We start from the raw sequence: 13,006 nt of genomic DNA, 5'->3' as shown, positions 1-13,006 counted from the left end.
GGCGTTGGAAAAATAGTATGCGCTAAATGTTCCGACGCCGGCAAGCTAAAGCTTACCGCATGCGCGTTACCTTGTTCTAATGAAACAACTCCTACCGTTTCTCCTACTGTTGCCCCTCGCTTCGCACGCCCAAATCGGGGGCCGCGCCGCGTTTCCGTTTCTTACACTGCCGCCCTCAGCGCAAACAGCCGCCCTCGGCGGCATGACGGCCTCGGCCCGCAGCAACGACCCCACGCAGTTTTTTGCCAGCCCGGCCCTGCTCAATGCCGATATGGACCACGTGGCCACCGTGAGCTACGTGAGCTATGTAAGTGATATTAAGCAGAGTACGGCCGCCTACGCCTTCAACACCGAAAAGCGGGGGCGCTTTGGCCTGGGCCTTACGTACCTCAGCTACGGCAGCCTCCAGAGCTACGATGCGGCCGGCAATTCGCTGGGCACCTTCTCGGTAAATGAGTACGCCCTGGCCGCCGCCGACTCCTACACCAAGGGCAAGTTTACGGCGGGTATTACGGCCAAACTGGCGGTGTCGGGCATTGCCGGCAACCGAGCCGTGGGCCTGGCCGGCGACGCAGGCATTTTATACAAGCCTTCTGCTAAGGACTTTACCGTGGGCTTCGTGGTAAAGAACGCCGGCTACATGCTGGCACCCTACACCGCCGCCGCCCGCGAGCCGCTGCCGCTCGACGTGCAGCTCGGCACCACCATCAAGCCCGAGCACATGCCGCTGCGCATTACGCTCACGGCTCACCACCTGCACAAATGGAACATTCAGTACCTCGACCCCAACGCTCGCGGCACCCTCGACGCCAACAATGTGGAGGTGAAGCCCAGCTTCAACTTTGGCGACAACCTGGCCCGGCACTTTACGGCCGCCGCCGAGCTGCTGCTGGGCAAAGGCCTGAGCCTACGCGCCGGCTATAACCACCTACAAGCCAGAGAATTGCGCCTCGACAACGTGGGCGGCGGCGCGGGCTTCAGCTTTGGGGCCATGGTGCGCATTTCGCAGTTTCAACTCGATTACACGTATGCTACGTTGCAGGCTGCTGGCAGCAGTAACTACTTCACGCTGAGCCGCAACCTAGACAGTTTTTTGAAGAAGAAAGAGTAAGTAAACTGTTCATTGAGAATACGCTGTTAGAAAGAACGTCATGCAGACCGCGGGGAAGCATCTCGCTCGCATCATTCAACGATTCGGGCGAGATGTTTTCCCGCGGTCTGCATGACGTTCTTTTCTGACGCTATCGTTCCCCTCCTCCTTTTACCCGAATGCTAGATACCACCTTTCTCACCCCGGCCCAGATTGTGGCCGAACTCGACAAGTACATTATTGGCCAGCACGAGGCTAAGCGCCACGTAGCCATTGCGTTGCGCAACCGCTGGCGCCGCCTGCACGCTCCGGCCGACATGCAAAAGGAGATTGTGCCCAACAACATCCTCATGATTGGGGCCACCGGCGTGGGCAAAACCGAGATTGCCCGCCGCCTCGCCTTCCTGGCCGACGCGCCCTTTGTGAAGGTAGAAGCCAGCAAATTCACGGAGGTTGGCTACGTGGGCCGCGATGTGGAAAGCATGGTGCGCGACCTGGCCGAGCAGGCCGTGAGCCGCCTGCGCCAGCGCCGCCAGGAAGAAGTAAAAGCGCAAGCGGCTCAGGCAGTGGAAGATATCATTCTCGATGCCCTCATTCCGCCGCTTAAAGCACCGGGCAAGGATGGCGGTAATGCCAACCGCAGCGGTCTGGGCTTTGGCGTGGGCATCAGCGGCGAGAGCATTGCCGCCGACGGCGAAATGCCCAGCTCGGACCAGGAGCTGAACGAGCGCACCCGCGAGCGCTTCCGCCAGAAAATCCGCAACGGCGAGTTGGAAGACCGCTCCATCGAAATCAACGTGGCCCAGAGTGGCCCCAGCGTGGGTATTATGGGCGCGCCAGGCATGATGGACGAGGCCACCATGTCGGGCCTGCAAGACATGCTGGGCAACATGATGCCCAAGAAGTCGCGGAAGCGCAAAGTAACCGTGGCCGAAGCCCGCAAGGTGTTGCTGGACGAAGAAGCCGCCAAGCTCGTCGACATGGACGAGGTAAAGGAAGAAGCCATTCGCCAGACCGAGAACTCGGGCATCATCTTTATCGACGAAATCGACAAGGTAGCCACCAGCGGCAGCGGCAAAAGCGGCGGCCCCGACGTGAGCCGCCAGGGCGTACAGCGCGACCTGCTTCCCATAGTAGAAGGCTCGGCCGTGAACACCAAGTACGGCATCGTCAACACCGACCACATTCTGTTCATCGCCGCCGGGGCCTTCCACGTGAGCAAGCCCAGCGACCTCATCCCCGAGCTGCAAGGCCGCTTCCCCATCCGCGTGGAACTGCAAAGCCTGACCAAGGACGACTTCTACCGCATTCTCAAAGACCCGAAAAATGCTCTCACCAAGCAATATCAGGCCCTACTGGCAACTGAAGACGTGCAGCTCGACTTCGAAGATGAAGCCCTGCTCAAGCTAGCCGAAATTGCGTTTGAGGTGAATAGCGAGGTCGAAAACATCGGCGCGCGCCGCCTGCACACAGTGATGAGCCGCCTGCTCAACGAGCTGCTCTTCGACGTGCCCGACAAGATTGCACCGGGCGCGCAGCTCACCGTAACGCCCCAGCTGGTAGAAGAGCGCCTGCGCGACATGGTGAAGAACCGCGACATGAGCCAGTATATTCTGTGAGGTTTTAGCTTTTCTAATCCAATTACTGAAACGAGAAGAGCCCCAGCCAAATTGGCTGGGGCTCTTTTTAGTAGGTGCGCAACGCTGATACTTAGTATCCTTTGTTCTGCACCAAGTTGGGGTTTTGCTGAATATCCACGAGCGGAATCGGCAGCACCACACGGTCATCACCGTAGTTAATACGCCCTGGGTTACGCTTGTAACGCAGCAAATCGTAATAGCGGTGACCTTCAAAAGCGAGCTCCAAACGGCGCTCGAACAGGATGGCATCAATGAGCCCTTGCTTCCCGCTGATTGCGAAATCAGCGGCCGCAACTGATGGATAAGCTGGGATGTTGGGCAGTGAACGGCGACGTACCGTATTGAGCAGCGTAATAGCTTCTGCACTAACGCCAGCACTTGTCTGAGCTAGCGCTTCTGCACGGTTCAGTAATACTTCCGAGTAGCGATGAATCGGCACGTAGTCGAAAGAGGCATTATTGTATTTCAGCGTGTATACTAATGCAGCAGCCGTTGGATAAGCGGCTGGCGTTATCAAAAGCGTCCGGCGCCGGTCCTTGCTACGAAATTGTGTTGTGTCGATGCGTGCATAAGGCGTAACGGTGATATCAGCCCGATTCTTACCGCCATAATGCTGCCCCAACGCATTGTTTGTGTTAGGGTTATCGGAGGAGTTCATCGCTACAGAAAAAATAGATTCTGAAGTTTGATAAGAAGTAGCACTAAAGGGAGTTACGGGGCTATCATTCAATGCGTGCCGATTTCCCGTGATAACATCTCCACTGTACTTGGCAGCATTTACGTAGTCTGCTTTATACAGGTACATGCGCGAAAGCAGCGTACGGGCAGCGTCCTTCGTTACCCGGCCCGTTTTGTCAAAGTCTGTTGTGTAGGTTTCGGGAAGCTTGGTTAGGGCATCCAGCAAGTCCTTCTCAATCTGGTCATACACTTGCTTCACTGTGGAGCGAGACAGGTTTTGGCTAGGGTCGAAAGCACTTACAGCATCCGGCGCAACGAGTTGGATAGGTACCCCCAGATGCGAGGCGTCGCTGGTGAAATTATAAGGCTGGGCATAAAGGTTTACTAAGTTAAAGTATACCAGTGCTCTTATGTACTCTGCCTCCCCTATGTACTGGGCTTCCAGTTCCGGCGTTGTTTTGCCAGTGTTAAGGGCAATTTGTTGCAGAAAATAATTTACCCCGTAGAGGGACCGATACCCCCCAGTCCAGCCGTTAGTCGCGTAGGCGTCATTCGGCAGTGTGGCAGCAGTGTTAACAATAGTGGAGAAGTAGGGCGAGGAATTCGTGTCATCGCTTCGCACATCACTATAGATGAGCGCTCTACCTCCCAGAAATTCGGCGTTTTGCAGAAAGTCATACATGCCGATTGCCGATTTGCTGATGCGGTCAGCATTGGCAAAAGCATCAGAGGGCGTAAGGGCAGTAGGGGGGTCTTGAACCAGAACGTTGCAACCAGTTACCCCTAGCAGCAACATGGCACCCAATGCGGAGGCCCGCATTGATTTATTGATATGAATCATTGAGGTAAAAAGCAAAGGTTAGATACCGAAATTGATGCCAAGCGTGAAGCTACGTGGCTGCGGCACAGACCGGTTGTCAGTGCCATAAGCAATGTTGCTAGTACGGTTAGAATTCACCTCGGGGTCGGTACCCGTGTAGTGGGTAAAGGTGTACAGATTCTGCACGAGTCCGTAGATGCGCAGGTTGCTCAAGCCTATGCGGGTAGCAACAGTCTTGGGCAGGTTGTAACCAAGGCTAACCTGACGGAAACGCAGGAAGTTACCGTTTTCGAGCCAGCGAGACGACGCTTGATTCGAAACGTTATCCTGAAGCACTAGCTTCTGCACGTTGGTTTCCTGGCCAGGAGTAGTCCACCGATCCTTTATTTCGCTGATGTTGTTATTGAGGAAAGTAGTCATCAGGCCCGACCGGGTAGCATTGTAAATCATGTTACCACCGCTGTACTGAAAGAAGATACCCAAATCAACCCCTTTGAAGCTAAACGTGTTGTCGAAGCCGCCATACCAAGTGGGAATACCGCCTTTCTGCTGGTACTGGTAGTCTGCCGTAGTAATGGGCGTCGTTGCGTCGCCACTCTGTGTCAACCAGCGCCCGGTCGTGTTCGTTACCCCAGCCGCATTAGTTGTTGCATAAGCAGCATCATACTGCTTGATGGTCCCATCGGCCGCTACAAACTGTGCATTGCCGTTTGCTGAGTTTACCCCAGCCCAGTTGGGCAGGTAATAAACACTCAGTGTCCGGTCTGCGCTAGCACGTTGCTGCCCGCTGATAATATCGTTAGGCGTAGCCAATGACTGCACACGGTTTTTAATCCAAGTCGCGTTAAAGCTTGACGTCCACTGGAAGCCGCTTTCAGCGCGCACGTTCACCGTGTTTACCGTCAATTCTACTCCCCGGTTGTACATCTCGCCAACGTTACGGGTAACGGAAGCAGAAGTAAGAGAGGTCAGGTTTGGGAGACCAGTGGTACGTAGCACTGGTGCAGCCAGTACCAAACCACTTATCTGATTATTAAAATAATCAACTACTAAGCTAAGGCGACTCTGAAAGAAAGAGACATCAATACCCAAATCCAGCTTTTTGCTGGTTTCCCACTGCAGAGCTGGGTTGCCAACCTGCGAAATGCTAAAGCCGTTCACGTCAGCATACTGACCACCGCCGATGAGCGTCCGGGAAGCATAGGAGCCAATGCCGTTCGAGTTACCAACCAAGCCATAGCTAGCCCGCAACTTTAGGTCGGTTACCCGATTAGCCGAGTTAAGGCTCTGGAAGAAAGGCTCTTCCGAAACCCGCCAGCCCACCGAACCACCGGGAAAGAAGCCGTAGCGGTTATCTGCTCCAAATACAGAAGCACCATCATAACGAGCTGAGAACGAAGCGTAATAACGACTTGCGAAGCTATAGTTAGCGCGGCCGAAATACGACTGAAAACCATTTGCAAAGCGAGTACCACCACCCGACAGCGTCGAGGTGAACAAGCCGTCCAGAATTTCTTTAAACTTAGGGTCAGCAAAGTCGGCTGCCGGCGTGTAAACCTGCTTTTCGTCGATTTGCTGAACCTCAATACCAGCAGTCAGACCTAACGTGTGGTTTGTACCAAATGTGCGGTCATAGTTGGCATAGTTCTGCCAGTTAAACTGAGTACGGTCAAGTTGATTGTTCTGTACTAGGCCTTGGCCCAACTGCCGGCCCAAGCCAGATATGACGGGGCTACTGTACTGGTCTTCAACATTCGACAAGTAGTCAATGCCGTAGCGGCTGGTGAGGCTAAGCCCTTTCAAGGGTAAGGCAGTCAAATAGCCATTGGCAATGATGCGTTGCGACGTGTTGTTGTTGCGTTGCAAATCAAGTACTGCCGTAGCATTATTGTAGTTGTTCTGAACGTACGCAATGTTGTTGCCTCCGTTACCCAGGTTACCTATTGGATTGAGATAGTAAGAGCCATCGGCGTTGTACACAGGTACGTTGGGAGGAGCATTATAGCCCGAAACTGTTGCACCAGCCAAGTAGCCGTCAGTAAGAACGCCATTGTTGAGCGTTTTTGAGTAGCTACTGCTCAGACCGGCCTTTAACCAAGTTTTAGGGGCTACGTCAACGTTCAAGCGAAAAGCGCCACGGCGCAAACGGTTAGCATTCAGAATGCCTTTTTGGTCGGTCCAATCAGCCGAGCTGTAGTAAGAAGCTTTATCCGTGCCTCCGGAGAGTGCAACTTGATAATCTTGCAGTGCACCACTCCGGAAAATCTGGTCCTGCCAGTTGGTCTCCACTTGGTCGGGCGTACCGTCACCATTCAAGTCAGGATATGCCGCAATCGTAGCCGGTATGTTCAGGTTGGTTATGCCGTTGGTGCTGCCCGCCCGCCGATTGGCAGCCTTCTCGTTATTGATTGCGATGAAGTCATCAGCACCAAGTAGCTTGAGCCGGCGTACCGGGCGCTGAAAACCGATGTAGGAGTTAACTGCTACGCGATTCTGACCTGCTTTTCCTCGCTTGGTAGTTATGATGAGAACCCCGTTAGCAGCGCGTGAGCCATAAATGGCGGCGGCCGACGCGTCCTTCAATACATCCACCGATTCAATATCATTGGGGTTGATATCGGCCAGCGGATTATAGCGGGCACCCCCACCGCTGTTGAACGTGTTGGAATTGGTAACACTACTGATTGGTACTCCATCTACCACAATTAGCGGACCTGCCCCATTACTGATGGAGTTTACGCCCCGGATGCGAATGGCTGTTTGGTCGGCCAAAGCACCGCCAGTGCTATTAATCTGCACGCCAGCAGCGCGACCAGTAAGTGCTTGGTCGAAACTCTGCACTGGCTGTGACAACAGCGCCTTTTCGCCCACTTGAGCTACCGAACCCGTGATGTCTTTTACATCCTGTGAACCGCCATAGCCAGTTACCACAATTTCGCCCAGCTGCTTGCTATCAGTTGCCAGCCCAACACTAAACTGGGTTTCGTTGCCAATAGCTCGCTCTTGTGTAACATAACCAACAGAGCTAAATACCAGCGTACCCCCAGTAGCAGGCACTGTGACATTGAACGCCCCGTCAGAATTAGTTGATGCTCCATTGGTAGTGCCTTTGAGCAGTACCGTAACGCCGGGTAGACCCTCGCCGGTTTTTTGGTCGGTCACCCGCCCCGATAATGACCGTGTCTGGGCTAGCACAGCCTGAAACAGCGTGAGCATGAGCATAAAGCTCAGTAATAAACTTCTTTTCATGTAGTTGTGTGTGATGAGGGGGGTGACTAAAAGGTTGAGGGAATATTAAGCCGCTAATGTAGTAGGCAAAAGGCAAACTACATCACACGTTGTTCATCTTTCGGTTGATTTCTGTCTTAGCCCCGCTCCTTTTTTAAAGTTACATTATATAGTTTTTATTTGTATTATTAAAAATAACAGTTAACCTAGCCTCACCTAATTTTTGGCTGCTTAGTGCCTCCTGATAAGCACACCGGTTCCTCTTAATTGACTTACGCAACCTACCTTAGCGAAGCGGCTGGTGGACCTTTCCTTTTTTTGGTCACATTGCCAACTTGCTAACTTTCTCCTATAAAGAATTGGCGCGTATTGAATCCGCCCCTTACTAGATTCGGTAATAATGTAATAACTTGCCAACGGATTTGCCTCATTCCGTTGCGTGAGGCAATCTTTTTTTCACCTTTTCCAATCTTCATAATATGAAGCATTTTTCTTTATTACTTGTCTTTCTGCTCAGTTGCCTCTGGTATCAGGCTGTAGCACAAGACAGAACTATTTCGGGTCGTGTGACGGACCGCTCCTCCGGGCAAGGCCTGCCGGGCGTGACGGTACTGGCCAAAGGAACTACCGTTGGCACCTCTACTAATGCTGATGGTGCCTTCTCATTGAGCGGCGTTCCGGCTTCAGCTACTGCGATTACCTTCAGCTTCATCGGCTACACTACTATTGAGCAGGTCATTGGTAACCGGACGAATATCACGGTTGCCTTGGCCACTGACTCCAAGCAGCTTGGCGAAGTAGTGGTAACCGGTGCCTTGGGCATCCAGCGCCAAGAGCGGGAAATTGGTTATGCCACCGCCACGCTCGATACCAAAGAGGTAACGCAGGCTCGCGTAACCAACGTAACCAACGGCCTATCTGGCAAAGTTTCCGGTCTACAAGTACAGACTTTGGGCTCAGGCGTTAACCCTAGCGTGCGTGTAACGCTACGAGGCACGCGCTCACTCACTGGCAACAACGAGGCTCTTATTGTAGTAGACGGTGTTATCTCGTCGAACGAAGTCCTGACTGCTATTAACCCCGACGACATTGCCAGCATCTCGGTGCTGAAAGGTGCTAACGCAGCTGCTCTTTACGGGTCGCAGGCTTCCAATGGTGCGTTGATTATCACCACTAAAAAAGGCAGCAACACTCCTACCATAACGCTATCGCAAACTTCCCAGTTTGAGTCGGTATCGTTCTTGCCTAAGCTGCAAAGCGACTTTGGTCCTGGCGCCAACTCTTGGAATGGCCAGCGGGGCGGCACTAACTCGCGCCCTGATTTCACAGCCAATGGTAGCGTTGACTCCAACGAAAACACTGCTTACAACAGCTTTGAAAACCAGCAGTTTGGTCCGCGCTTCGACGGTTCGCTTCGTCCCTTTGGCGAAGTGCTAGCCAATGGCGACCTGCAAATGCTGCCGTATGTTGGCCGCCCCGACGAGAAGAAAAAATTCTGGAACACGGGATACCAGGCCCAGAATGGTGTTACGTTCTCGGGTGGAGATGACAAGAGCAAATTCTTTGCCTCGTACCAGAACGTTCATAACAACGGTATCGTACCCAAAGACAAGTACGACCGTAACACTTTCCGTTTCAACGCTTCGCGCGAGTTGGGCCGCCTCACAGTAGGCTTCAACGTATCGTACGCCCAGCAGAAAGTTGACCAGCACGCTACGCTAGACCGCGACCAGTCGGTGTACTGGAACTGGTTTAACACGTCGGTGATGGCTCCCCTCACCTCTTACAAGGATTGGCAGAACAACGAGTACGCTAATCCGAACGGCTACTACAATGCCTTTTACTTCAACCCGTACTGGGTTATCGACAACAACCGTACGAACGACCGCCGCAACACGCTACTCGGCAACATTGACCTGTCATATAAGGTAAAAGATTGGTTGCGAGTGCAGTACCGCTTGGGTACGACTACTATCAACCAATCGAGCATTTCTACCCAGAACAAGTTCGTTTACAATGACTTCATTCGGGGTAACAAAACCAATAAACCTGGCACCGGCACGCCGGGCTACGTGCAAGACCTGACAAGCAACTTTACCCGTCTCAACTCAGATTTGTTCGTGACCGTGGACAAAACCTTTGGTGACCTCAATGTGAAGGCTATCGTGGGTAACAACGTGCAGCAAACCGACAGCCGCTACAACTACGCTTCGTCGACTGCGCTGGCTACGGCTGACCTGTTCAACCTAGGCAACCGGGTGGGCTTGATAGGTGCCTTCGATGGCACGGCTCAGTCGCGTCTTTATGCATTCTACGCAGACGTGACGCTGGGCTACAAGGACTATCTGTTCGTTCACGGCTCAGGCCGTAATGACAACACATCGGTACTGGACCCCTCCAACCGTAGCTTCTTCTATCCCGGTGGCGACATTTCGTTCGTCTTCACGAATGCTATCCCAGCTCTGAAAGATGCTTCTTTCCTGGATTACGGTAAGCTCCGTGGTGGTATTGCGAAAGTGAGCCAGATAAACATCCTTAATCCGGCATCACCTATCTACAACGGCTTCAACATCAACACGGGCGTTTACAACCCGAACGGTGCTTACGGCCTGCTCACCACGTACAGCCCTGGCTCGGGCTATCCTTTCGGCTCCCAGGCTTCTTTCACGCAGGACAACCGCTTGGTGCAGCCGGGCCTCAAACCCGAAACGACTATCTCGACCGAAGCAGGCATTGAGTTGAGCTTTTTGAAGCGCCGGATTGCAGGTGGTGTTACGTACTACTCTCAGAAAAGCACTAACCAAACGGTTAGCACATCTATATCGACTGCTAGTGGCTCTAGCAGCTTGCTGCTGAATGCCGGCGAAGTACAGAACCGCGGTGTCGAAGCTGACCTGAACATCACGCCCGTGCGCCTCGAAAACGGCCTGACCATCACGTTGGGTGGCAACTTCAACTACAACAACAACAAGGTAGTTTCCCTGCCCAACGACCTGCCACAGCTGCTACTCTCCTCGGGTGGCTCGGCCAACGCCGCGCTTTACGCCATCAAGGACCAGCCTTACCCCATTCTGCAGGGTTCGCACTACCAGCGCATTGAAGATGGTCCCAACAAGGGCCTCATCAAGATGGGTACGACCAACAACAAGTATGACGCAACCGACAAGACGGTTTACTACTATCCGCTTAAGGCTGCTGATAACATCAGCTTCGGCAACACCCAGCCGAAATATAAGTACGGCTTCAACGCCAGCATCAGCTACAAGGGCCTGACCCTGGCGGGCCAAGGCGAGTTGCGCACGGGCTATGTAGTGTACAACGCCATTGGCGAAGACCTGGACTTCACGGGTAGCGGTGCTCGCAGCGCTATGTACGGTCGCCAAGACTTCATCTATCCAAACTCGGCTATCTCGAACGACAATGGTGCTACCTACACGGCGAACACTACCGGCAAAACGCCCGGTGGAGCGGAGTTCTGGGCTCAGAACTCAACCTGGAACCGCACTGTTGCGGAGAACTACGTAACCTCGGGCCGCTTCTTCAAAATCCGCGAGCTTTCGTTGAGCTACGCCCTACCAATGGAGGTGCTGACAAAGACTGGCTTTATAAAGGGCGCTTCGCTGAATGTTTATGGCCGTAACCTCTTCACCTGGGTTCCTAAAGAGAACATCTACACCGACCCGGAGCTTAGCACCAGCCTGGGTACCAACTCCAATGCAGTTGGTATTAACAGCAACCTTGGCCTGCCGGCCACCAAATTTGTCGGTGCTAGCATCAACGCAACTTTCTAATCAATTTATCGATGAAAATATCTTTTAAGATGTTTGCTGCGGTAGCACTTGCAACTGCCGCTACTGGTTGCAAATCGTTTCTCGACATCAACGACAACCCCAACCAGCCAACCGCAGTTGCGCCTGATGCTATCTTGGCACAGGCTCTCACTATCACGGCTCAGAACTATACTGGTGGTACGCCTAGCGCACAGAATAACTTCAACTCTTACGCCAGCTGGGCTGCAAGCTACTGGGGCAAAACGGCAGTTGTCAGTGGCTTTGGAGAGGAACTCACCTATAACTACTCCTCTAATTTCTACGCAGCTCTCTGGTCTGGCACGTTCGACAACCTGAATGATTACAACCTCATCCAGATTAACGGGGCAGCTAACTACCCTTATCATGCGGCCATTGCCCGCATTATGAAGGTGTATAACTTTCAGCTGCTGGTAGATGAGTACGGCGATATTCCTTACTCGCAGGCATTATTGGGCATAGCTAACGTAACACCCAAGTACGATAAGGCGGCTGATGTCTACAAGGATTTGCTCGTGCAGTTGGACGGCGCTATCTCGGACATCAACAAAACGAAGGCTTCGGCCACGGCAACCTTTACCCCGCGCGCAGTGTCTTCGGAAGACATTATTTTTGGTGGTGATATGAAGAAGTGGAAGCAATTTGCCAACAGCCTGAAGCTGCGCATTTTGCTGCGTGAGTCGCAGACCGGTGATGCTGCACTGAATGCTACCGTGAAAACCCAGCTAGCTGCGCTCCAGACATCTTCTGCTGCGGATGGCTTCATTAGTGCCGACGTAGTAGCCCAGCCTACTTATGCGCAGGCGGCCAGCCAGCAAAACCCGCTATACAACCGGTACGCCTACACGCCGGCCGGCTCGAATGCAACGGAGCGTAGCTACCAGATTCCGACGCAGTTTATCCTCAATCAGTACCTACAAAATAGAGACCCACGTATTTCGCAGCTCTATACAAAGGGTCAGCGGGTGCTGTTTCCCGATGATGAGGTAAAGGCTGATACCCTGTCTCAGTACGTAGGTTCGGTACCGGGCGAAAGCAACCCACCAAACGTGGTATTACCGCTGATTGGCTCGCGCTTCCTGGGGGCGAATGCCGAAGGGGTGACTGGGGGCTTTTTTAAGGGCGTATCTAGTCCTACGGCGTTGATGCTGCTGTCGGAGCATCTCTTCTCAAAGGCCGAGGCCGAAGCGCTGGGCCTGTTCCCGAGTGGCGATGCTAAGGCTGATTACTTGGCCGCTATCCAAGCTTCTTTCAGCTATTTCTACCGGTCGGGCACGGCTAGCACTTCTACGGTTGCTGGTACTGACCAGTACAATCAGTATATCGCAGCCAACCCAAATAACGGTTTAGTAGACTGGGAGGCTACCACGACCACAGTACCACAGTACCGAGGCACGTTTACCGAGCGGGCGGATAAATCATTGGCTTTGGATACGACGCGCCTTACGGCGCCCCGGACCGTGAGCAAGCAGGAAAAAATCGTCTACCAGAAGTACTTGGCCCTGAACACAGTTGCCAGCACCGAGTCTTGGAGTGATTACCGCCGCACTGGTTTTCCCAAGCTTGCCTTCTCTTCGCAGTCGAGCTCGCCCCGCGCCGATAAGCTTGCAACTCGCTTGCTCTATCCGCAAAGCGAAATCAATACGAACAATACGAACATCCCCGCTGGTGTTACGCAGTTCACGAAAATCTTCTGGGATTCGGTGGACTAACCTCCTCCTCTTAGATTAGCAAAAAAGAA

Annotated in this window: 6 protein-coding genes; 4 read left to right on the top strand and 2 right to left on the bottom strand. The window is 53.2% G+C overall.

All coding sequences use genetic code 11. The features are described 5' to 3' along the window. The first annotated feature begins 79 nt into the window (after positions 1-79). Together porQ and hslU are read left to right on the top strand one after the other, a co-directional pair. Positions 80-1,111, top strand: coding sequence for a type IX secretion system protein PorQ (gene porQ / locus QMK33_RS06435; protein ID WP_283563743.1), 1,032 nt, complete (start codon positions 80-82; stop codon positions 1,109-1,111). Positions 1,112-1,269: 158 nt separating this feature from the next. Next, entirely contained in the window at positions 1,270-2,709 is a 1,440-nt protein-coding gene (gene hslU / locus QMK33_RS06430; protein WP_283563742.1) for an ATP-dependent protease ATPase subunit HslU, read from the top strand. A gap of 91 nt (positions 2,710-2,800) precedes the next feature. Here hslU and QMK33_RS06425 read toward each other — a convergent pair whose 3' ends face one another. Together QMK33_RS06425 and QMK33_RS06420 are read right to left on the bottom strand one after the other, a co-directional pair. Further along, positions 2,801-4,249, bottom strand: a complete 1,449-nt coding sequence (locus tag QMK33_RS06425; protein ID WP_283563741.1) for a RagB/SusD family nutrient uptake outer membrane protein — start codon at positions 4,247-4,249, stop codon at positions 2,801-2,803. 18 nt (positions 4,250-4,267) lie between these two features. After that, a complete protein-coding gene (locus QMK33_RS06420; RefSeq protein ID WP_283563740.1) occupies positions 4,268-7,477 on the bottom strand; it encodes a SusC/RagA family TonB-linked outer membrane protein in 3,210 nt (1,069 codons plus the stop codon). 458 nt (positions 7,478-7,935) lie between these two features. Here QMK33_RS06420 and QMK33_RS06415 point away from each other — a divergent pair, with 458 nt between their 5' ends. Together QMK33_RS06415 and QMK33_RS06410 are read left to right on the top strand one after the other, a co-directional pair. After that, on the top strand, positions 7,936-11,247 hold the full coding sequence (locus tag QMK33_RS06415; RefSeq protein WP_283563739.1) for a SusC/RagA family TonB-linked outer membrane protein: 3,312 nt from the start codon (positions 7,936-7,938) through the stop codon (positions 11,245-11,247). 29 nt (positions 11,248-11,276) lie between these two features. Continuing rightward, entirely contained in the window at positions 11,277-12,977 is a 1,701-nt protein-coding gene (locus QMK33_RS06410; protein WP_283563738.1) for a SusD/RagB family nutrient-binding outer membrane lipoprotein, read from the top strand. The last annotated feature ends 29 nt before the right edge of the window (positions 12,978-13,006 follow it).

Origin of the sequence: Hymenobacter sp. H14-R3, assembly GCF_030063445.1 — a bacterium.
In the GTDB taxonomy this organism is placed as follows: domain Bacteria; phylum Bacteroidota; class Bacteroidia; order Cytophagales; family Hymenobacteraceae; genus Hymenobacter.
Note: the sequence above shows the minus strand (reverse complement) of the source record. Positions and strands in the feature narration are given on the sequence as shown.

Bases quoted from the DNA above. Each gene is read 5' to 3' on its own strand.
- QMK33_RS06425 (WP_283563741.1), bottom strand. From the start codon at position 4,249: ATGATTCATATCAATAAATCAATGCGGGCCTCCGCATTGGGTGCCATG.
- QMK33_RS06420 (WP_283563740.1), bottom strand. From the start codon at position 7,477: ATGAAAAGAAGTTTATTACTGAGCTTTATGCTCATGCTCACGCTGTTT.
- hslU (WP_283563742.1), top strand. From the start codon at position 1,270: ATGCTAGATACCACCTTTCTCACCCCGGCCCAGATTGTGGCCGAACTC.
- porQ (WP_283563743.1), top strand. From the start codon at position 80: ATGAAACAACTCCTACCGTTTCTCCTACTGTTGCCCCTCGCTTCGCAC.
- QMK33_RS06415 (WP_283563739.1), top strand. From the start codon at position 7,936: ATGAAGCATTTTTCTTTATTACTTGTCTTTCTGCTCAGTTGCCTCTGG.
- QMK33_RS06410 (WP_283563738.1), top strand. From the start codon at position 11,277: ATGTTTGCTGCGGTAGCACTTGCAACTGCCGCTACTGGTTGCAAATCG.